Genomic DNA, 19,478 nt, shown 5'->3' on the forward strand with positions numbered 1-19,478 from the left:
CATGACGACCAACGAACCCAAAGAAGTGCTGCTGCAGGCCCAGGGGCTGCAGGCCTGGTACGGCGCCGCGCAGATCCTGTACGACGTGGATCTGGACGTCCGCCGGGGCGAGGTCGTGGCCCTGATGGGCCGCAACGGCGCGGGCAAGTCCACCACGCTCAAGACGCTGATGGGCATGCTCGCCAAGCGCAAGGGCCAGATCCGGTTCATGGGCCAGGACATCTCCAAAAGCGACCCGCACGATGCGGCGCGCCTGGGCCTGGGCTTCGTGCCCGAGGACCGCCGCGTGTTCACCGACCTCACGGTGATGGAAAACCTGGAGGTGGGGCGCCAGCCCGCCCGCAGCTGGCCCGATGGCACGACAGCCCCGGTGTGGACACCCGAGCGTCTCTTCAAGCTGTTCCCCAACCTGGGCGAAATGCCCCAGCGCCCGGGTGGGCGCATGAGCGGCGGCGAACAGCAGATGCTGACCGTGGCCCGCACGCTCATGGGCAACCCCTACCTGGTGCTGCTGGACGAACCCTCCGAAGGCGTGGCGCCTGTGATCGTGGAGCAGATGGCGCACATGATCCTGGAGCTCAAGGAACAGGGCGTGAGCATCCTGCTGTCCGAGCAGAACATGCACTTTGCCGAACTGGTGTCCGACCGCGCCTATGTGCTGGAGAAGGGGCAGATCCGCTACCAGGCCACGATGGCGGAGCTGGCGGCGAACGAAGAGGTTCGCCGCGCCTACCTCAGCGTATAGCGCCATGGCCGCTGCCCGCCCGCCCATGGCGCGGCCAGGGCCCGGGGTGGCGGCTATGACGGATTCACAACACCTCGCGGAAATGGTTGCACAGCCGCTTCGCTTGCAGGGAAACTTGCGCCTTTGATGTAAGGAGCGTTTCATGAAGTTTCGTGGGATGGAGGATGGGAGCATCGACCGCCGGGTGGTGCTGACGGCCCTGGCCGCCGCCGCTCTGGGAGCCGCTGGCCCGGCAGCGGCCGAGACCGGGGTGACGGACACCCGCATCAAGGTGGGGCAGTCGGCCGTTTTCACGGGGCCGGCCAAGGATTTCGGGGTGGACTACAAGGCCGGCATCGTGCTGGCGTTCGACAAGGCCAACAAGACCGGCGGGGTGCACGGGCGTGCGCTGGAACTCGTCTCGCACGACGACGCCTACGAGCCCAAGAAGACCGCCGAGAACACCACGCGCCTCATCGAGGAGGACAAGGTGTTCGCGCTGATCGGCTACGTGGCCACGGGCAACCTGATCGCGGCCATGCCCATCGCCGAGAAGGCGGGCGTGCCCATGTTCGCGCCGCTGGTGGGCACGACCTCGTTCCGCACCAACCACAACCGCCACCTGTTCCACGTGCGCGCCAGCTACGAGACCGAGCTGCGCAAGATCGTGGGCCACCTGGCCACCCTGGGCATCAACAACATTGCCGTCATCTACCAGAACAGCGCGTTCGGCAAGTCCAACCTCGAGACCTGCCTGCAGATCGCGCAGGGCCTGAAGGTGAAGGTGGTGGAATCCGTGCCCATGGAGATCGCCGCCACCGACGCCAAGCCCCAGGTTGCCACGCTCACCAAGGCCCAGCCCGGTGCCGTGGTGATGATCATGGCCGGCAAGATGGTGGAAGTGTTCCTGCGCGACTACCGTGCCAGCGGCAGCGCGGCGCCGCTGTACACCATCTCCGTCGGCATCACCGACGCGCCGGGATCTGCGCAGCGCCTGAACGGCGGCATCGAAGGGCTGGTGACCGCCAGCATCGTGCCGTCGCCCCAGTCCAGCCGCATGCCCATCGTGGCGGACTACCGCAAGGACCGCGCCGACGCCGGCGAGAAGATCGACAGCTACACCATGCTGGAAGGCTACATCGCCGCGCGCGTGTTCGTCGAAGGCCTCAAGCGCGCGGGCCGCAACCTCACGCGCGATGGCTTCATCAAGGCCATGGAGGACATGGGGACGACCAAGCTCGGCGACTTCCCGCTGCAATACGGCCCGGGCAACCACAATGGCTCCAACTTCGTGGACCTGGAGATGTACACCCGCTCGGGCACCTTGAAGCGCTGAAGGCCAGGAGTCCGTTCGCACCATGCACGCCACCCCCAGCGCCACGGCCACCGTCAACGGCCAGCCTTGCGCACTGCCCGCCACCGGTGCGGACGGCGCCACGCTGCTGCACGTGCTGCGCAACGACCTGCAGCTCAACGGCCCCAAGTACGGCTGTGGCCTGGGGCAGTGCGGCGCGTGCACGGTGCTGGTGGACGGCGTGGCCGCGCGGGCCTGTGTGATCCCCGCGCGGGGCGCGGCGGGGCGCGACGTGACCACGCTGGAGGGGCTGCCGGCGCGCTGCGGCCAGGCCACGGGGTTGCACCCGGTGCAGCAGGCCTTCATCGACGAGCAGGCCGCGCAATGCGGCTATTGCCTGAGCGGCATGGTGATGATGGCCGTGGCCCTGCTGGAGCGCAACGCCGACCCCGACGAGGCCGCCATCCGCCGCGAACTGGCCAGCAACCTGTGCCGCTGCGGCACCCATGTGGAGATCATCCGCGCCGTGTTGCGCGCGGCCGTGCTGATGCGGGAGGCCAGGGCATGAGCACCACGCCCGCCGGCGCCTGGCCATTGCGCGCCCACGCACCCCTGACCCGCGCTGACTTCCATGCCGCGCAGGGTGTGCTGCTGGTGGTGCGCAACCCGCCGCCCGCGCCGCCGCCCGTCAAAGGCCAGCCCGCGCTGGTGGCGGGCAATCCGGCCGAGGGGGTCGAAATCCTGATTGCCGTGTGGGACGACGGCAGCGTGACCGCGCTCAACGGTCACGTCGACCTGGGCACGGGCATCCGCACAGCGCTGGCGCAGATCGTGGCCGAGGAACTCGATGTGCCGCTGGCCCGGGTGCACATGGTGCTGGGCGACACTGCGCGCGCGCCCAACCAGGGTGCGACCATCGCCAGCGCGTCGATCCAGATCCACGCCAGGCCGCTGCGCATCGCTGCGGCGCAGGCGCGCCACTGGCTGGTGGCGCGCGCCGCCGCGCGCCTGGGCGTGGCGGCCGACACCCTGCGGGTGCAGGCCGGGGTGGTGCAGGCGGCCGCCGAACCGGCGCGCCAGGTGGCCTATGGCGAACTGCTCGCTGGCGCGCACACCACCCTGGAGCTCGCCGAGGCCACGCCCACCAAGCCCGCGGCCGACTACACCGTGGTCGGGCAGCCGGTGCCGCGCGTGGACATCCCCGCCAAGGTCAGCGGCGAGCTGGTCTTCGTGCACGACATGCGCGTGCCCGGCATGCTGCATGGGCGCGTGGTGCGCCCGCCGTATGCGGGCGCCGACCATGGCGACTTCATCGGCAACACGCTGGAATTGGTGGACCAGTCGTCCATCGCCCACATCCCGGGCATCCGCGCGGTGGTGGTGATCCGCGACTTCGTGGGCATCGTCGCCGAGCGCGAGGAGCAGGCCGAGCAAGCCCTGCGCGAGCTGAAGGTGCAGTGGAAGCACTGGCCCGGTTTCCCGCGCCAGGACAGCGCTGAAGCGGTGGAGCAGGCCATTCGCGCCAACCCCGCCACCCAGCGCCGCCTGGTGGACGAGGGCGATGTCGATGCCGCGCTGGCCGCTGCCGACCAGCCCATGCCGCGCACCTATGTGTGGCCCTACCAGCTGCACGGCTCCATCGGCCCGTCGTGCGCGGTGGCCGAGTGGCGCCAGGACGAAACCACCGGCCGCCCGCGCATGGCCGTCTGGGCCGGCACGCAGAACCCCCATGTGCTGCGCGCCGACCTGGCCCGCTTGATGGGCCTGGCCGACGTGGACATCGACCTGGTGCGCATGGAAGCCGCCGGCTGCTATGGCCGCAACGGGGCCGACGACGTGGCGGCCGATGCTGCGCTGCTCTCGCGCGCCGTGGGGGCGCCCGTGCGCGTGCAGCTCACGCGCGAGCAGGAGCAACTGTGGGAGCCCAAGGGCACGGCCCAGCTCATGCAGGTGCGTGGCGGGCTCAACGCCGATGGCTCGGTGGCGGCCTACGACTTCGAGACCTCCTACCCCTCCAACGGGGCGCCCACGCTGGCCCTGCTGCTCACGCGCACCATCGAGCCCGTGGCCCAGGCCTACGAGATGGGCGACCGCACCGCGCGCCCGCCCTACGGCTACGAGAACCTGCGCGTGGCCGTGAACGACATGGCACCCATCGTGCGGGCCTCGTGGCTGCGCGGCGTCTCGGCGCTGCCCAACTCGTTCGCGCACGAGTCCTATGTGGACGAGCTGGCCACGGCGGCGGGCGTGGACCCGGTCGAATTCCGCCTGCAGCTGCTGAACGATCCGCGCGCGGCCGAGCTCGTGCAGGCCACGGCGGAAAAGGCGGGCTGGGTGCGCCGCACCGGCCCCTTGCAGCGCGGGCTGGACGGCGACTGGGTGCAGGGCCAGGGTTTTGCCTACGCGCGCTACATCCACAGCAAATGGCCGGGCTTTGGCGCCGCCTGGGCGGCCTGGGTGGCCGACGTGGACGTGAACCGGAAGACCGGCGAGGTCCACGTGCGCCGCGTGGTCGTGGGGCACGATGCGGGCCTCATGGTCAACCCGGCCGGCGTGGAGCACCAGGTGCACGGCAACGTGGTGCAGACCACCAGCCGCGCGCTCAAGGAGCAGGTGCGCTTCGACCCCGTCACGCAGGCGGTGGACACGCGCGAATGGGGCAGCTACCCGATCCTGAGCTTCCGCGAGGTGCCGGTCATCGAGGTCATGCACATGCCCCGGCAGGACGAGGCGCCGCTGGGTGCGGGCGAGTCGTCCTCCGTGCCCGGCACGGCGGCCATCGCCAACGCGATCTTCGACGCCACGGGTGTGCGCTTTCGCGCGCCGCCCTTCACGCCCGAGGTGGTGCGCGCCGGGCTCAATCCGCTGCCGGGCAACGCCGGCGCGGGAGATGCGGGCACGGCAGGCACCGCCACCACGCAGCCTGCCGACGTGCTGCCCACCCTGGAGCTGCCAGCGCCTACCGTGCCCGCCACCGCCACGTGGCCGCGCCAGCGCAGCCCCTGGGCGCGTGCACTGGCCCTGGCCGCGGGTGGGCTGGCCATGGGCGCCGCGCTGCTGGGCTGGCGCCCGTCCATCGCGCCCGTGGTGCAGACGGCGGGCGGTGCGGCGGTGTACAACGCCGCCACCATCGAGCGCGGCCGCCTGCTGGCCGCCGCGGGCGACTGCGTGGTCTGCCACACCGCGCCCGGCGGCACGCCCAACACGGGCGGGCGCGGCATGGAAACGCCGTTCGGCACCGTCTACACCACCAACCTCACGCCCGACGCCGAGACCGGCATCGGCCGGTGGTCGTTCAGCGCCTTCCAGCGCGCCATGCGCGAGGGCATCTCGCGCGACGGCCGCCACCTGTACCCGGCGTTCCCGTACACCTCGTTCGCGAAGATGAGCGACGACGACCTCACGGCGGTCTACGCCTACCTCATGGCGCAGCCCGCCGTGCGCGCCGAGGTGCCCGCCACCCGACTTGCATTCCCTTTCAGCGTGCGCCCGCTCATGGCTGGATGGAACGCGCTGTTCCACGACGCCACGCCCTGGAAGCCCGACCCCGCGCGCCCGCCCGAGTGGAACCGGGGCGCCTACCTGGTACAGGGCGTGGGCCACTGCGGCGCCTGCCACACGCCGCGCAATGCGCTGGGCGCGGAGCAGGGCGGGGCGGCCTTCCTGTCGGGCGCGCTCATCGACGGGTGGGAGGCCCCCGCGCTCACCGGCTTGTCCAAGGCACCCGTGCCCTGGAGCGCCGAGTCGCTCTACGGCTACCTGCGCCACGGCCACAGCGCGCAGCACGGCAGCGCCTCCGGCCCCATGGCGCCCGTGGTGCGCGAGCTGGCGCACCTGCCCGACGGCGACATCCGCGCCATGGCCACCTACCTCGCCTCGTTCACGGCCGCCACGGAGCCTGCCGCCGACGCAGCGCGGGCCCGCGCCACGGCGGCCGTGGCCCAGGCCGCCGCGCTCGCGCCCCAGCCCGGCTCCGCGCAGCGCCTGTTCAACGGCGCCTGCGCCGCCTGCCACCACGACGGCGACGGGCCGAAGCTGCTGGGCGTGAACATTCCGCTGGCCCTCAACAGCAACCTGCACAGCGACCGGCCCGACAACCTGCTGCAGGTCATCGTGCACGGCATCCGCGAGCCTGCCGCGCGCGACATCGGCTTCATGCCCGCGTTCGGCCACGCGCTCAGCGATGCGCAGATCGCCGAGCTGGCGCTCTACATGCGCCAGCGCTATGCCCCGGGCCGGCCCGCGTGGACCGGCATGCCCGAGGCGCTGGCGCGTGTGCGTGCGGCGCCCGCCCATCCCTGATTCAGGGTGTTTTTGGCCTCTGGCGCTTTATTGATAAGCGCTGGCAGCTATGAAAATATGAGTGAATGAGGCCGGGCGGGCTGCGCTGGCCACCCGCTGCGGGCCGTGGGTGCAGTAGGTGGCGCCGCCACCGGAGGGTGAACAGCGCGGCCATTCCCCCTCACATCCCTGCCTTGCCCGCGCGCCGCGGGGGCACAGTGGCATGGGGCCCGGCCCCTGGGTGGGCAGGCCCGGGTGCCTGCCGGCCAGCCGCGTGCACCCAGAGGGGCCGGCCAGCCCGCGCGGCGGCCGGAGGACTTTTCTCCAAGGAGAACACCATGACCGCTGTCGAACTGGAAATCCATGGGATCGTGCTGCGCATGATGCGCGAAGGCTATGCCGCCCTGACCGCTGCCCAGCGAAGAACCGTGGACGCGTTGATGGCCGTGTGCTGACCGGTGGGGCGCGCCGGCAGGCGCAGCCCCGTGGGAGCCGCCTTGCGGGCTTCATGACTCCGGGCGGCGGGTGGCGTGCGTGCGCCCTATGCCAGGTGCAGCAACGTGGCATCCGCCCCCATCGCCCGCGCGATCAGGCGCATGTCGTGGTCGCTGACGGCGAACAGCCCGAAGCGGAACTTGCCGCCCCAATGCGTGCGGTCGTCCACAAACTCGAAGTCATCGAGCAGCGGCGCGATCGGCGCCTCCCGCGCGGGCACATAGGCCACATCCTTGCGGAACGGCACGAACCCGCCGCCCATGTCAAACGCATAGGGCGCGCCCGGCAGCACGAGGCCGATGGAGACAAACGCCTGCAGCCGGTCCTTGCCCCCCATGGTGACCGTGGGCGCGTAGTAGGCCACGCGGTCTCCCGGCTGGATGCGCCTGAGCGGCGCGGCCTTGCCATGGCACACCTGCATGTAGCCGGCGCCCGGCTCGGCGCAGCCCCGACGGGCGTGCTGGGCACTGGCCACGGCGATCCAGTTGCGGCGCGCGGGGGCGTCAGAGGTTCCCGCCGATACGGGCATTCGCACAGGCTCGGCATCCGGCCAAAGGGTGTGTTGCAGCACGGCGTCGGTCATGAGAAAAGCTCCTGGTCAAAGAAGCCACCGATGGTGCGGGCGTGCTGCTGACACCGCAGTGTCAGTACCCTTGCAGCATCTCCTGCTTGGCTACACGAGCCGTCAGACCAGCTGCACCCACTGCCACAGCGCGAACCCGCCCAGCAGCAGCGCCGATGCCTGGTTGATGCGCTGGCGCCAGGCCGGCGTGAAGCGCCTCCGCTGGTACGCGATGGCACCGGTCAGCAGTAGCCACCACGCCGCGGAGCCCGCCAGCACGCCCGCCACCATCCACAGCGGTGACGGCATGGCCTGCCGGCCGCCGCCCAGCGACCCAAACACCGCGATGAACGACACGATGGTGGCCGGGTTGGCCAGCGTGAGCGCAAAGGTGCCCGCCGCCAGGCCCAGCAGGCCGCGCGCATCGCGCGCCGGGGCGGCGGTGTGAGCCACCGGCGCATGCCAAGTGCGCCAGGCCAGCACCAGCAGCAGCGCGCCGCCGCCCAGCGCGAGCGGTGTCTTGGCGCTAGCCAGCAGGTCGATCAGCCAGCGCACGCTGAAGGCGCCGATGGCGCCGTACACCGCGTCCGCGGCAGCGGCGCCCAGGCCGGTGGCCAGCCCGGCCGCCAGGCCCCGCTCCAGGGTGCGCTGCATCGTCAGCAGGCCGATGGGCCCGACGGGGGCCGCGATGAGGACGCCAATGAGGGCGGCTTGAAGAAAGAGGGTGAGTGGTGCGAAGTCCATGCACCGATGCTAGGGGGGTGCCTTGCGAAGGAGAATGCTGAAAATTTGGTATTTTTCAATTCTGGTTTCCTATTTTTCTGCATTTACTCAAAAAGGCGCTCCATGGAAGTCGATGACAAGGCCTGGCGGCTCATCACCGCGCTGCAGGCCGACGGGCGTGCATCCCTCAAGGACCTGGCGCACACGGTCGGGCTGTCGGTGCCCGCCACGCTGGAGCGCCTGCGGCGCCTGCAGGAGGCCGGGGTGGTGCGTGGCGTGCATGCCGACATCGACCCCGCCCAGGTCGGCTACGGCGTGCGGGCGGTGGTGGGCATCAACGTGCCGCAGCCCGGCAAGAAGGCGCTGATCGACAAGCTGCGCCAATCCGCGCGGGTGCTGGAATGCCACCATGTCAGCGGCAACGATTCGTATGTGCTGCAGGTGGTGGCGCGCGACCTGCCGGATCTGGAGCGTTTCCTGGGCGACATCAATGGCTATGGAGAAACACGCACTTCCATCGTGTTCTCCACGCCGATACCGCTGCGCGGCCTGGCCCGCCCCGAGGTGGGTTGTTGATCCAGTGGCGGGGCCCGGGGCGTCAGGCCATCAGAACGTCACCTTGACCGACGGCGCGCTGCGCTGCGCCTCGCCGTGGAACACCGCCTCGATGTTGTTGCCGTCCGGGTCCAGCACAAAGGCGGCGTAGTAGCCGGGGTGGTACGGCCGCTCGCCCGGGGCGCCATTGTCCGTGCCGCCATGGGCAAGGGCGGCCTGGTGGAATGCCTCCACCATGGCGCGGTCCCGGGCCTGGAAGGCCAGGTGGTGCCGGCCCGTGAGATGGCCCTGGGCGGCGGCGCTGTCGGCGGTGGAGACAAACAGCTCATCCGCCCAGAAGTACCCTTCGCCCGTGCCGCCCATCGGCACCTGGAGCGCCTTGAACACGGCGGTGTAGAAGGCCTGGCTGGCCGGCAGGTCGCGCACGACCAGCTGGATGTGGTCGATGAGGCGGCCCCTGTGCAGTTCCTGTGTTTCCATGCGGTTGTCCTTTCTTCAAGACAGTGCGTGAAGACCCACGCGGTTGCCATCCAGGTCATGGATGTGCGCGAAGAACCCCATGCCCGGCGGCAGTGCCTGGCGCGGCAGGGCCACGCGGCCGCCCTGGGCCACCGCGCGCTCCAGCGCGGCGTCGAGCGAGGGTGATGCATCGAGGTACACCAGTGTGCCACCGCCAGAAACCTGCGGTGCCGTGGGGCCCATCATCAGCGCGCCCCCCGCGCCATCGGCCGCGGGGTCGTAGGCAAACACGGCGCCTTCGCTCGGGCCCATGTTCTCGCGGCGCATGGGCTGGCCCAGCACGGCTTCATAAAAGGCCTGGGCGCGGTCCAGCTGGGTGGTGGGGATCTCGAACCAGGCGACGGCGTTTTTCATGGGGGCTCCTTGTGTGTGAAAGAAAGAAGCCCTGATGGTGATCGGGGGCTGCTGACAGCGGCGTGTCAGCAGCCTGTCACGCGGCATCACATCGCCGGGGTGGGCGCCGACGCAGCCACCTGCGCACGAAACGCGCGGGGTGACAGGCCCGCATCGCGCGTGAAGGCACGCGTGAAGTACGCCGGGTCCGCATAGCCCAACGTGTAGGCGATGGTGGCCACGCCCAGATGGGTGTAGGCCAGGTTGCGCCGCGCCTCGCGCATCAGGCGCGCCTCAATGAGGCGCTGGGCCGACACCCCGGTGGTGGCGCGGGCCACCCGGCTCAGGTGCGTGGGCGATACGGCCAGCGCGCGCGCATAGTCCGTCACCTGCCAGTGCTCCAGAAAATGCGCCTCGATCAGCGCCTCCAGCCGCTGCACCAGGCTGGACTCTGGCGCCGCGGTGTCGCCCGGGCTGTGCTCTTCCATGGCGCGGGCCACCCAGCCCAGCAGCGTGGCGCTCAGGCCCCGCAGCACCAGCGCACGCGCCTTGGCGCGGCCCGAGAACTCCTGCCAGATCTGGCCCATGGCCTGGTGCAGTTCAGGCGGCGCAGGCGCCACGGCGGGCCGCGCCAGGTCGCGCCGCACATCGCCCACGCGCACAAAAATCTCGTCCATCAGTTCATCGGCCAGCGTGGCCACCCAGCCCTGCGTGTGCTGCGTGAAGCGAAACGCATGCACGTGCCCCTGCGGCACGTTGATGAGCGCACCCGCAAACAGCGCAATCCGCTCGCCATCCAGGTGCGCCACGCCCCCGCCCGAGGTGATCAGCAGCACCTGGTGCAGCCGCGTGTGCCGGTGCGGCGCCAGCTCCCAGTCGTGCAGCACCGAGCGCTCGGCAATTGTCTCGCAGTGCAATACATCGGGCAGGTGTTGCGACTCGCCGAACAGGCTGTACGAGTGGATGGTTCCGATGTTCGAAAAGTGCATGTTCTGGCTCCATCCGTCCATTCAACGCGGCGACTGTGCCACGTATCTTTGGGTGGTCCGTTTGACCCATGTCATGAACGCACCAACCACTACAGGAGACACCATGAAAACCCAGGTCTGCATCATCGGCGGAGGCCCCTCGGGCCTCATGCTCTCCCAGCTCTTGCACCTCAAGGGCATAGCCACCATCGTGCTGGAGCGCCAAAGCCGCGAATACGTGCTGGGCCGCATCCGCGCCGGCGTGCTGGAGCACGGCTTCGCCGCACTCATGCGCGAGGCCCAGTGCGGCGAGCGCATGGACAAGGAGGGCGAGATCCACGACGGCTTCATCATCGCCCACGACGGCAAGATGGAACGGGTCGATTTGCACAAGTACAGCGGTGGTAGCTCGGTGGTGGTGTACGGCCAGACCGAGCTGACGCGCGACCTGTATGAAGCGCGCGACCGCATGAAGGGCGTCGTCATCCACAACGCTGAAGACGTGCAGCCCCACGACCTCAAAAGCGCCAACCCGTATGTGACTTACCGCCAAGGCGACGAGGTGGTGCGCATCGACTGCGACTTCGTCATCGGCGCCGACGGCTTCCACGGCGTGAGCCGCAAGTCCATCCCGCGCGACGTGCTCAAGGAGTATGAAAAGGTCTACCCCTTCGGCTGGCTGGGCGTGCTCTCGCGCACCAAGCCCGTCTCGCCCGAGCTGATCTACGCCAAGCACGAACGCGGCTTTGCGCTGTGCTCGCTGCGCTCGCAAGTGCTGAGCCGCTACTACATCCAGGTGCCGCTAACCGACAACGTGGAAGACTGGTCCGACGAAGCCTTCTGGGCCGAGCTGAAGCGCCGCCTGCCCGCCGAGGTGGCCGCCAAGCTCATCACCGGCCCCTCCATCGAAAAGTCCATCGCCCCCCTGCGCTCCTTTGTGGCCGAGCCCATGCGCTACGGCAACCTGTTCCTGGCGGGCGACGCCGCCCACATCGTGCCCCCCACCGGCGCACGGGGCCTGAACAGCGCGGCATCCGACATCTACTACCTGTACCACGCCATGGTCGCCCACTACCAAAACGGCGACAGCACCGGCCTCGACAAATACTCCGAAAAGGCCCTGGCCCGCGTGTGGAAGGCCCAGCGCTTCTCGTGGTGGATGACGACCATGCTGCACACCTTCCCCGAGTCGCTGGCCTACGACCAGAAGCTGCAGGACACGGACCTGGCGTATCTGTTCTCGTCCGAGAAGGCGCTGGGGTCGCTGGCGGAGAACTATGTGGGGTTGCCGTTCTGAGCATCCGGCATTCGCACTGTCACCCAATCAAAGGCTTGCATGGGGTTCCCTCATGCAGGCCTTTTTGTGTGTGCCCGCATCGGCGTTGATTGCAACCGGCGATCCGTCGGCTCACTCTCCGCGCGCACCACGGCCCGCGCATCGCGGCCACACACAGCCCCAATGACAAAGCCGCTTTCCAGGCAGTTGCCCTGCACGGCGATCTTCATCTGCTACGCAAAATTTAGGCAGAACTGATGCTTACGCCCGCACAGCAGGCTCGATAGCATCGCACCAAGTTTTCAGATCATTTGCCCAGTGCTGTCGATGTGAGATTCGACGATGGCTTGAACACGATGAAGCTGCTGACGCAGCGTTTTAAGTCAGTGCACTTCACGGTAGTGACTGCCAATCAATAGCCAGGAAAATCTCAAAGATGGATTGGGTCCCGATAGTCTTCATTGTGTTCAAGGTGGCCGTGTTCGGCACCGGCATGTTCTTCGCCATCAAGTGGCATTACGACCAAGGGAAGAAGGCGAGGAACGAAGCCAGCAAATCGCCAATTCCGACTGAACGCAGGCCGGGCGCGTCGGAGCAATAGCTAATTGCTGTCGATGGTCATAGCTGCGTCAACCCAACTCCGTGCGCCTACTCCACCCTGGATCCAGCCCTGCCAATGTCGTTGCTTGGCGTGACTTCGGCACGGTCAACCGGCTGGCAATCGAGGTTGCGAATTGAGCCAGTGCGAAAGTACGGTAACAGACGGGCGACCGCTTCAGGCCGGTTGCGGACGTACGCTCCACTTTCGTGAATGAGTACTATCGGCCAGAAGCAGACATTTAAGATCATGACCAAATCGGAGTTCGCAGTCCTTTTCCTTTGGGTCATGCTGCCGCCTTTACTGGTTGGCGGTACTTTGATGTGGAGGCTCAAGCGTGGAATTCGTCCTCAGATTGCCTTTGTGCTGCTCTCGGTGGTCTTGACGGTTGCTCTTTTGCTGCTCGGCCCGAATTGGCTTGGTCGTTACCTCGGGTTGCACGACGTCGAATTTCTGGGGCTTCACATGATGTGGTCACCGCTTGGTTGGGTTTGTGCGGCAACAGCTTGGCCCGTGGCTGCCCTTCTATCGCTCCACAAAAAAAGTATGCCCTGATGGGTTGCCCAACACTTAAGGTGCTTGGACGCCCTGGCAGAATTCGGCCAGAAGCGGACGGTCGGTGTACTGTCTTCACAGAGAATCGACACATGCAAAGCCCCGATGGTCTTGATGAACTCCACGCCGCATTAGCGGCAGCTGGGGTGCAGAGTTTGCTTTTTCATGACTGCATCCACATCCCATTGCAGTTCCAGGAGGGGCATTTGGAGATCAGAGCGCCGCTAGGTCACGAGCGGTCTGCACAGATTTTTAAAGACCCGATATCAATCCCATTGCCCCTGGGACCTTGCGAATGCACGAACGATCCAGAGGGCTGCGCAAAGCACTTACTTTTCCAGCTGTCACAGAGAGGTCTGACGGCTTGTGGAATCCTCGCGTAGATTGCTTATTTTGGTCTCTCGACATGCAACTGCTGAGACTGATTGCGGCCAGAAGCGGACATCGACATGCACAACCAACGCGACGAAAACAGCACTCGACTAATCTTTTGCAACCCGAAAGTACAGCCCGGGGTCGTAACCAGTCTCTTAGATTTGAAGCCATCTAGCAGTTACGGCGTCGGTGATAGTTTTGATGGCCGAATCTCAGAAGTAGGGTTTTGGGCAATGACTCTCCCCAAGGCCGATCCCACTAACTCTGTTGAGATTCAGATTGGACAATGGCTGGAGCTGCTGAGAACCAAGGCCGATGCTTTTTTGGCCTTGCGGGAAGGCGGCTACGGGCCTTATCTCGACTGCAAAGCCGAAAGCCGATCGTTGTCTTTGTGCATCGATCCAAAAATGCTGGCGGAGCTTGGGGCGCTACACATCTCGCTTAGCATCTGGCTCTACGAGCAAGGCGCTAGATAGCATCCCGATCGTTATTTAGGATGTCTGCTTAGGGCCCATTGCAGACCTTTCTCCTCCCCGGAAGCAGACGTCCGTGAACAGGCTTGCCGGTGTACATCCATCTTGATTGCAGGATTAGGTTTCACTAAGGTAGCCCCCCTCCACCTGCTGCTGCTGATTCTTAAAGATGGCCATAGCCGTCTTCATTCGCATGAAGCCGAATTTCCTGTAGAAAGGCTCTTTGCCAGGGACCGCATACAAGATGATTTTCTTGTGGCCGGATGACATTTCCACCAGGTCACTGACAACCTGTTTGCCGAGGCCCGTGCCTTGATGGCTGGGCAATACCGCAACGTCGCATATGTACGAGCAATCTCCACCATCAGCGAGTGCGCGCCCCACCCCCACGAGCTTCGCATCCTCGTAGACGAAACACTTGAACATGCTGTTGGAGAAGACTTTCTGCAGATGAAGCGGCGACTTCTCGCCCAGTGGGGCGGCGTGGTAGAGGGCAGAAAGTTCTTCCCAATCGACTCCATCGGTGGAGTGTTTCCATTCGAGTGGCATTTGTGACTCCAATGTCCGCTTGTGGCCGATAGTACCCATTCGTGACCGAGATGCGAACGGCAGCAACCGCTGCAAAGCTGCCAATGAATCTGCGCAAATCGCTTCTCACTAGTGTGTAGCCCGGGCCCAAAAGTCTGGAACTTCCGGGGCTGCACGCAGCAGCGCTTCTAGTCACCCCTTCGCCCGATGAAAAAGCCCGGCACAAGCCGGGCATCGCACTTTCAATCCCCCATCACCTGCAGCTGAAACTGCCCGCACTCTCCACATCCCCCGTGCCGTTGTAGCGCGCCACCTTGGGGTACACGCACAGCGGCCGGGTGCGGTTGGCGGACCAGCTGGCAGGCAGCTCGGCATTCACCACATTGGCGCCTGCGCCGCGCGCCTTGGCCGTCACGCTGTCGGGTGCCTTGCCTTGTTCTACCCAAGCCACCAGCGGGGCCAGCATGTCGAACTGGTCGGTGGCGGGGCCGCCGGAGCAGTGGTTCATGCCGGGCACCAGGAACAGGCGGGCAAACGCATCGGCCTTGCCGCTGTGGTTGGCCTGCAGGCGGTCCATCCAGTTGGCGGTGTCCATGGGCGAGAACACGCCGTCGGCCACGCCGTGGAAAACGATCATCTTGGCGCCCCGGTTCTTCAGGGTGCTCAGGTCGGCTTCGTTGGGCGGGGTCATGTAGGACCAGGGGGACTCGGTGTACGTGGTGTTGGTGGCGAACATCTTGGGGTAGTCCGTCTCCATGCTGAAGTTCAGCGCGTACTGCATGCCGGGGATGGCGGTGAACGCGGCCACCGTGGACGGGGGCGAGGTGAAGATGAAGGCCACGGCCCCTGCGTCGCGCGTGGCGGGCGAGCCGAAGTGCCAGGACGCGAAGTTGGCGCCCGCGATGCCGGGGTCGAACCAGGTGCCCGTGTACAGCGCTTCGCCCTTGCTGTTCTTGGGGCCCGCAAAGATGCTGGCCAGCACGCTCTTTTGTTCGCTGGTGATGCACGAACCGTCGCGCGCACCGGTGCAGGTGGGCACGTCGGTCTGCAGGTTGAAGGCGGCCTGGCAGGCGGCCACGTCGTTGACCTGGCCGTCGGCCACGCCGTCCAGCGCGTCGCACTTGGCGACGATCTTGCTGCCGATGAGCTTGAACTCGGCGGGGCTCACGGCCGTGTTCAGGTCGGGCAGGCCGGTGGTGGCGTCCTTGGTGGATACCTTGGCGTATTGCTGGGCCTTCCACAGCTGGGTGGTGGCGGCCTTGGGCAGGTGAAAGCCGGGGTTGCCCGCCAGGATGCCGTCGTACTGGTCGGCATAGCGCGATGCGCCCACCATGGCGTGGCGGCCGCCGTTGGAGCAGCCGGCCAGGTACGAGCGGTCGGGCGCCTTGCCGTAGGCGCTCTTGATGAGGTTCTTGGCCATGGGGGTGAGGGTGCCCACGGCCTGGTAGCCGTAGTCCAGCCGGGCCTGTGGGTCCACGCCGAAGAAGGGGGTGGGCGCGCCATGGCCCGCGTCGGAGCTGAGCACCGCAAAGCCCTGCACCAGGCCGGGGGCCACCGGCGCGGCGCCGCTCACCGAGCCCAGCGCGGTGACCACGCTGCCGTCCAGTCCGCCGTTGGCCTGGTGCAGAAAGCGGCCGTTCCACGCCACGGGCAGGCGCATCTCGAAACCGATGGCGTAGCTGGCGCCATCCACGGGGCCGGTGCGCTCCTTCATCTTGCCCTTGACGAGGCAGTGCGCGGGCGCCTGGGTGGTCACGCCCTGCAGGGCCAGGGGGCCCTCGGGCACCTGCTCGGCGGAGGTGATGCGCGTGTCGGGCAGGGCCAGGCTGGTGGCGAGCGTGGCGCACGACTGCAGGGGGGCCGGTGTGGCGGCGGAGAGCTGGGGCAGGGCGGCATCGGACGAGCCGCCGCAGCCCATGAGCAGGGCCGTGGTCACGGCCGACAAAGCGATGGGATGGGCGCGCATTCTGATCCTTCTTTTTTTCAAGCTCATGGTGTTGTCTCCTGTTTTTCTGAGGCGCAAGGAAACCCGCAGCGTGGCCTCAACACGCTGTGGGCGGGAGATCGGCGGAAGGCGGATTGCTACTGAATCAGGAGCTGCTGGCGCATATGGGTTGAGCGCCTGCGACCTCCTGGGGCCTGGATTCCAAGGCGTGCGCGATGCGCTGGCGCAGGATGCCGGTGCGCAGGTCGAATTCGGGCAGCACCCACAGGGCAAAGGCCTGGGCGGGGGCGGTCCAGCGGTCCGTGGCGCTGGTGGGTTCGCTCCCGCGTTCGCGGGGGCGGGCGGCGCCGATCTGGGCCCAGGCCCATTCCAGCAGCACCAGCGCCACGGCGCGCAGGTAGTCGTCGGCCACCCAGTAGGGCAGTTCGGGGTCGGACTGGGCGGCAATCGCCAGGGTCTGCGTGATCTCGACCAGCGCATGGCGGCGCGCGCTGGCGGCGGCGCTGGGGGCCGCGCCGGGCAGGCTGCCCAGCAGGGCGCCCAGGCCCTGGCCGCCATCGGCCAGCACCTTGCGCACCAGCAGGTCGATGGCCTGGATCTCGTTGGTGCCCTCGTAGATCATGGCCACGCGCGCGTCGCGCACGATCTGCTCGATGCCCCATTCACGCACATAGCCGTGGCCGCCAAACACCTGCAGGCAGGCGCTGGCCCCGTGAAAGCCCTGGTCGGTGAGCGCGGCCTTGAGCACGGGCGTGACCAGCGCGCACCAGCGCTGGGCGGCGGCGCGCGCGGCAGCGTCGGTGCCGTGCTTGGCCACGTCGAGCTGCAGGGCCGTGTGGTAGGCCAGCACGCGGCCGCCGTCGATCCAGGCGCGCTGCGTGTGCAGGATGCGGCGGATGGCGGGGTGGTCCTGGATGAGGCTGGTGTCCCTGGCGCCGGGCGCGCGCATCTGGCGGCGCTCGGCCGCGTAGGCGCTGGCCTTTTGCCATGCGGCTTCCAGGAGGCCGATGCCCTGCAGGCCCACGTGCAGGCGCGCCGCGTTCATCATCACGAACATGGCGTTGAGGCCCTTGTTCGGCTCGCCCACCAGCCAGCCGGTGGCGTCGTCAAAGCGCATCACGCAGGTGGGGCTGCCGTGCAGGCCCATCTTTTCTTCGATGCGCTCGCACACCACGGCATTGCAGCTTCCATCTTGAAGAATCTTGGGCACCAGGAACAGCGACAGGCCCTTGGGCCCCGCAGGCGCATCGGGCAGGCGCGCCAGCACCAGGTGCACGATGTTGTCGGTCAGGTCGTGCTCGCCGCCGGAGATAAAGATCTTGCTGCCGTTCACCCGCGCGCTGCCATCGGGCTGCGGCACCCCACGTGTGCGCACCAGGCCCAGGTCGCTGCCCGCGTGGGCTTCGGTCAGGCACATGGTGGCCAGCCACTCGCCGGTGGCGACCTTCTCCAGATACTGCGCCTTGAGTTCGTCGCTGGCGTGGTGCTTGATGCATTCGTACGCGCCGTGCAGCAGGCCGGGGGCCATGGTCCAGCCGTGGTTGGCGCCGGCCAGCCATTCGAACAGCACACATTCGAGCACCGCAGGCAGGCCCTGGCCGCCGTCCTCGGGCGCGCATGACAGCGACGGCCAGCCCGCCTGCCAGAAGGCCTGGTAGGCGTCGCGGAAGCCTGCGGGCGTGCGCACCTGGCCTGCGTCGAAGCGGCAGCCTTCTTCGTCGCCGCCGCGCTGCAGCGGGGCGATGGCGCTGTCCACAAACTTGGCGGCTTCGTCGAGCACCTGCGCGGCCAGCTCGCCATCGGTGTCCGCAAACGGGGGCAGCGCCTGCCAGCGGCTGGGCGCCTGCAGCACATGGGTCAGCAGATGCTGGATGTCGGCAAGGGCTTGGCGTGCTTGCATGGTTTGCTCTTGTTCTGATAGCTATTGGCGCTTGATGGACGCGCGGTAGCGGCTGTTTTTGCTTGAAATCCTGGTCGGCCAGCGGCAGCCCGCTCACCCTGATCCGGTCGAACGGGCTGCGCGAGTGGCATGCCCAGGCTTCGACAGGCTCAGCCTGAACGGGTGGGGAATGGCTGCGCCCCCTCGCGCCGCGTTGCGCACTGCCCGTGATACCGGCGCGGCCCCGGCCAGCGCCACCGTGGAGCTGGTTTTGCCAGGCCACGGGTGGCGTCCCCCTCAGGGGGAAGCGGCGAAGCCGCTCAGGGGGAGCTCAGGAATCCGCGGTGAAGCCGATCTTCTTGATCAGCGGGCCCCAGGTGTCGTACTCGGCCTTCTGCCAGCGCGCCTGCTCCTCGGGCGTGGAGCCGTGGGGCATCAGGCCCACGATGGCCAGGCTGTCGATGACCGACTTTTCCTTCAGGGCTGCGTTGATCGCAGCGTTGGCGGCGGCAATCACGGGCTTGGGCGTGGCGGCGGGGGCGTAGAAGCCAAACCATTCCTCGGTCGTCAGCTCGGGGAAGCCCTGCTCGGCAAACGTGGGCACATCAGGAACGTACTGCGAGCGCTTGGGGCCCGAGGTGGCCAGGATGCGCAGCTTGCCCGCCTTGTAGTTGGCGATGAAGTCGCCGTGCGGCGTGACCATGGCCGCCACCTGGCCGCCCACCACGTCCGTCACGCCGGGGATGGAGCCACGGTAGGGCACGTGGCGCAGGTCCACGCCGCTGTTGATGCCCAGCAGCGCGCCCAGGAAGTGGGGCGTGGAGCCCGCGCCAGGCGAGCCGTAGCTCGCGTCCTTGGGGTTGGCCTTGGCCCAGGCCAGGAAGTCCTTCACCGTCTTGACGCTGGCGGGCACCATGGGGCCCACGGCCAGGCCGTGGTGCATGATGGCCGCGATCGACACGGGCGCGAAGTCCTTGTCGGTGTAGTTCATCTTGCTGTAGATGTGGGGGTAGTTGGCCAGGGCCGACACCTGCGCCACCGCCAGTACCGAGCCGTCGGCCGGGGCCGACTTCAGGGTCTCCAGCGCAATGCGCCCGCCCGCGCCGGGCTTGTTTTCCACCACGCCGGCGTTCTTGCTGAAGGCCGAGCCACCCCATTTTTCGGCCACGCGCCGCGCCACGGTGTCGCCCGAGCTGCCGGCCGGAAAGCCGAAATACACCTTGACCTGGTCCACCTGCGCATGGGCGGCGAAGGGGTGCAGGGCGCCCAATGCGGCGCTGGCGCCAAGGGCCTGAACGAATTGACGGCGTGTGGTGGTCATGGTTTGTCTCCTGGTGTGTATCTGACGGACATCTCAAAAATCAACTGGGGTGTTCGCACACCCTCTCGTTATCA

At 67.5% G+C, this 19,478-nt stretch carries 18 protein-coding genes; 9 read left to right on the plus strand and 9 right to left on the minus strand.

Annotated features, from left to right (window positions below; genetic code table 11):
* Position 1: 1 nt before the first annotated feature.
* From AC3RCE_RS01385 to AC3RCE_RS01400, 4 genes are all read left to right on the plus strand, one after another.
* Complete coding sequence (locus AC3RCE_RS01385) at positions 2 to 745, plus strand: ABC transporter ATP-binding protein (RefSeq protein ID WP_492255350.1); 744 nt, start codon at positions 2 to 4, stop codon at positions 743 to 745.
* A 142-nt stretch (positions 746 to 887) separates the two neighbouring features.
* Entirely contained in the window at positions 888 to 2,060 is a 1,173-nt protein-coding gene (locus tag AC3RCE_RS01390) for an ABC transporter substrate-binding protein (protein WP_218339176.1), read from the plus strand.
* A 22-nt stretch (positions 2,061 to 2,082) separates the two neighbouring features.
* Positions 2,083 to 2,586 carry a (2Fe-2S)-binding protein gene (locus AC3RCE_RS01395; protein ID WP_218339175.1) on the plus strand — a complete coding sequence of 168 codons (504 nt, stop codon included), beginning with the start codon at positions 2,083 to 2,085 and terminating at the stop codon, positions 2,584 to 2,586.
* Positions 2,583 to 6,320: a molybdopterin cofactor-binding domain-containing protein gene (locus AC3RCE_RS01400; RefSeq protein ID WP_492254355.1), complete on the plus strand. Its 3,738-nt coding sequence runs from the start codon at positions 2,583 to 2,585 to the stop codon at positions 6,318 to 6,320. The genes AC3RCE_RS01395 and AC3RCE_RS01400 overlap by 4 nt, the downstream gene beginning before the upstream one ends.
* Positions 6,321 to 6,840: 520 nt before the next feature.
* Here the strand turns inward: AC3RCE_RS01400 and AC3RCE_RS01405 are convergent.
* Both AC3RCE_RS01405 and AC3RCE_RS01410 read right to left on the minus strand, forming a co-directional pair.
* Positions 6,841 to 7,377, minus strand: coding sequence for an EVE domain-containing protein (locus tag AC3RCE_RS01405; protein WP_492254356.1), 537 nt, complete (start codon positions 7,375 to 7,377; stop codon positions 6,841 to 6,843).
* Positions 7,378 to 7,479: 102 nt separating this feature from the next.
* Positions 7,480 to 8,100 (minus strand): LysE family translocator, encoded by a 621-nt coding sequence (locus AC3RCE_RS01410; RefSeq protein ID WP_218296594.1) that lies wholly within the window; start codon positions 8,098 to 8,100, stop codon positions 7,480 to 7,482.
* A gap of 102 nt (positions 8,101 to 8,202) precedes the next feature.
* On the opposite strand from AC3RCE_RS01410, the gene AC3RCE_RS01415 reads away from it, so the two are divergent.
* Complete coding sequence (locus tag AC3RCE_RS01415; RefSeq protein ID WP_218296595.1) at positions 8,203 to 8,655, plus strand: Lrp/AsnC family transcriptional regulator; 453 nt, start codon at positions 8,203 to 8,205, stop codon at positions 8,653 to 8,655.
* A 30-nt stretch (positions 8,656 to 8,685) separates the two neighbouring features.
* On the opposite strand, the gene AC3RCE_RS01420 is transcribed toward AC3RCE_RS01415, so the two are convergent.
* The 3 genes from AC3RCE_RS01420 to AC3RCE_RS01430 form a co-directional block, all read right to left on the minus strand.
* Positions 8,686 to 9,114: a VOC family protein gene (locus AC3RCE_RS01420; RefSeq protein ID WP_218296596.1), complete on the minus strand. Its 429-nt coding sequence runs from the start codon at positions 9,112 to 9,114 to the stop codon at positions 8,686 to 8,688.
* Between the two features lie 15 nt (positions 9,115 to 9,129).
* Positions 9,130 to 9,507, minus strand: coding sequence for a VOC family protein (locus AC3RCE_RS01425; RefSeq protein ID WP_218296597.1), 378 nt, complete (start codon positions 9,505 to 9,507; stop codon positions 9,130 to 9,132).
* 86 nt (positions 9,508 to 9,593) lie between these two features.
* Positions 9,594 to 10,475, minus strand: coding sequence for a helix-turn-helix domain-containing protein (locus AC3RCE_RS01430; protein ID WP_492254357.1), 882 nt, complete (start codon positions 10,473 to 10,475; stop codon positions 9,594 to 9,596).
* Between the two features lie 103 nt (positions 10,476 to 10,578).
* Here AC3RCE_RS01430 and pobA point away from each other — a divergent pair, with 103 nt between their 5' ends.
* The 4 genes from pobA (at position 10,579) to AC3RCE_RS01450 (ending at position 13,734) form a co-directional block, all read left to right on the plus strand.
* Positions 10,579 to 11,751 carry a 4-hydroxybenzoate 3-monooxygenase gene (gene pobA / locus AC3RCE_RS01435; protein WP_218296599.1) on the plus strand — a complete coding sequence of 391 codons (1,173 nt, stop codon included), beginning with the start codon at positions 10,579 to 10,581 and terminating at the stop codon, positions 11,749 to 11,751.
* 415 nt (positions 11,752 to 12,166) lie between these two features.
* Positions 12,167 to 12,331, plus strand: coding sequence for a hypothetical protein (locus AC3RCE_RS01440; protein ID WP_492254358.1), 165 nt, complete (start codon positions 12,167 to 12,169; stop codon positions 12,329 to 12,331).
* Between the two features lie 246 nt (positions 12,332 to 12,577).
* Entirely contained in the window at positions 12,578 to 12,883 is a 306-nt protein-coding gene (locus AC3RCE_RS01445) for a hypothetical protein (protein ID WP_492254359.1), read from the plus strand.
* A 449-nt stretch (positions 12,884 to 13,332) separates the two neighbouring features.
* A complete protein-coding gene (locus AC3RCE_RS01450; RefSeq protein ID WP_492254360.1) occupies positions 13,333 to 13,734 on the plus strand; it encodes a DUF4279 domain-containing protein in 402 nt (133 codons plus the stop codon).
* A gap of 114 nt (positions 13,735 to 13,848) precedes the next feature.
* On the opposite strand, the gene AC3RCE_RS01455 is transcribed toward AC3RCE_RS01450, so the two are convergent.
* From AC3RCE_RS01455 to AC3RCE_RS01470, 4 genes are all read right to left on the minus strand, one after another.
* The gene (locus tag AC3RCE_RS01455) at positions 13,849 to 14,280 is read right to left on the minus strand and encodes a GNAT family N-acetyltransferase (RefSeq protein ID WP_492254361.1); all 432 of its coding nucleotides are present in this window, start codon (positions 14,278 to 14,280) and stop codon (positions 13,849 to 13,851) included.
* Between the two features lie 232 nt (positions 14,281 to 14,512).
* Complete coding sequence (locus tag AC3RCE_RS01460; RefSeq protein WP_492254362.1) at positions 14,513 to 16,225, minus strand: tannase/feruloyl esterase family alpha/beta hydrolase; 1,713 nt, start codon at positions 16,223 to 16,225, stop codon at positions 14,513 to 14,515.
* Between the two features lie 124 nt (positions 16,226 to 16,349).
* Positions 16,350 to 18,104, minus strand: coding sequence for an acyl-CoA dehydrogenase family protein (locus tag AC3RCE_RS01465; protein ID WP_492254363.1), 1,755 nt, complete (start codon positions 18,102 to 18,104; stop codon positions 16,350 to 16,352).
* Positions 18,105 to 18,414: 310 nt separating this feature from the next.
* Positions 18,415 to 19,404 (minus strand): Bug family tripartite tricarboxylate transporter substrate binding protein, encoded by a 990-nt coding sequence (locus AC3RCE_RS01470; RefSeq protein ID WP_218296604.1) that lies wholly within the window; start codon positions 19,402 to 19,404, stop codon positions 18,415 to 18,417.
* Positions 19,405 to 19,478 lie beyond the last annotated feature (74 nt).

Source organism: Acidovorax sp. GW823-FHT05D11, assembly GCF_058795695.1.

Coding starts and splice junctions, on each gene's coding strand:
- AC3RCE_RS01445 (WP_492254359.1), top strand. CDS start 12,578: ATGACCAAATCGGAGTTCGCAGTCCTTTTCCTTTGGGTCATGCTGCCG.
- AC3RCE_RS01395 (WP_218339175.1), top strand. CDS start 2,083: ATGCACGCCACCCCCAGCGCCACGGCCACCGTCAACGGCCAGCCTTGC.
- AC3RCE_RS01455 (WP_492254361.1), bottom strand. CDS start 14,280: ATGCCACTCGAATGGAAACACTCCACCGATGGAGTCGATTGGGAAGAA.
- AC3RCE_RS01450 (WP_492254360.1), top strand. CDS start 13,333: ATGCACAACCAACGCGACGAAAACAGCACTCGACTAATCTTTTGCAAC.
- AC3RCE_RS01405 (WP_492254356.1), bottom strand. CDS start 7,377: ATGACCGACGCCGTGCTGCAACACACCCTTTGGCCGGATGCCGAGCCT.
- AC3RCE_RS01420 (WP_218296596.1), bottom strand. CDS start 9,114: ATGGAAACACAGGAACTGCACAGGGGCCGCCTCATCGACCACATCCAG.
- AC3RCE_RS01390 (WP_218339176.1), top strand. CDS start 888: ATGAAGTTTCGTGGGATGGAGGATGGGAGCATCGACCGCCGGGTGGTG.
- AC3RCE_RS01385 (WP_492255350.1), top strand. CDS start 2: ATGACGACCAACGAACCCAAAGAAGTGCTGCTGCAGGCCCAGGGGCTG.
- AC3RCE_RS01400 (WP_492254355.1), top strand. CDS start 2,583: ATGAGCACCACGCCCGCCGGCGCCTGGCCATTGCGCGCCCACGCACCC.
- AC3RCE_RS01460 (WP_492254362.1), bottom strand. CDS start 16,225: ATGCGCGCCCATCCCATCGCTTTGTCGGCCGTGACCACGGCCCTGCTC.
- AC3RCE_RS01465 (WP_492254363.1), bottom strand. CDS start 18,104: ATGCAAGCACGCCAAGCCCTTGCCGACATCCAGCATCTGCTGACCCAT.
- AC3RCE_RS01430 (WP_492254357.1), bottom strand. CDS start 10,475: ATGCACTTTTCGAACATCGGAACCATCCACTCGTACAGCCTGTTCGGC.
- pobA (WP_218296599.1), top strand. CDS start 10,579: ATGAAAACCCAGGTCTGCATCATCGGCGGAGGCCCCTCGGGCCTCATG.
- AC3RCE_RS01425 (WP_218296597.1), bottom strand. CDS start 9,507: ATGAAAAACGCCGTCGCCTGGTTCGAGATCCCCACCACCCAGCTGGAC.
- AC3RCE_RS01440 (WP_492254358.1), top strand. CDS start 12,167: ATGGATTGGGTCCCGATAGTCTTCATTGTGTTCAAGGTGGCCGTGTTC.
- AC3RCE_RS01410 (WP_218296594.1), bottom strand. CDS start 8,100: ATGGACTTCGCACCACTCACCCTCTTTCTTCAAGCCGCCCTCATTGGC.
- AC3RCE_RS01470 (WP_218296604.1), bottom strand. CDS start 19,404: ATGACCACCACACGCCGTCAATTCGTTCAGGCCCTTGGCGCCAGCGCC.
- AC3RCE_RS01415 (WP_218296595.1), top strand. CDS start 8,203: ATGGAAGTCGATGACAAGGCCTGGCGGCTCATCACCGCGCTGCAGGCC.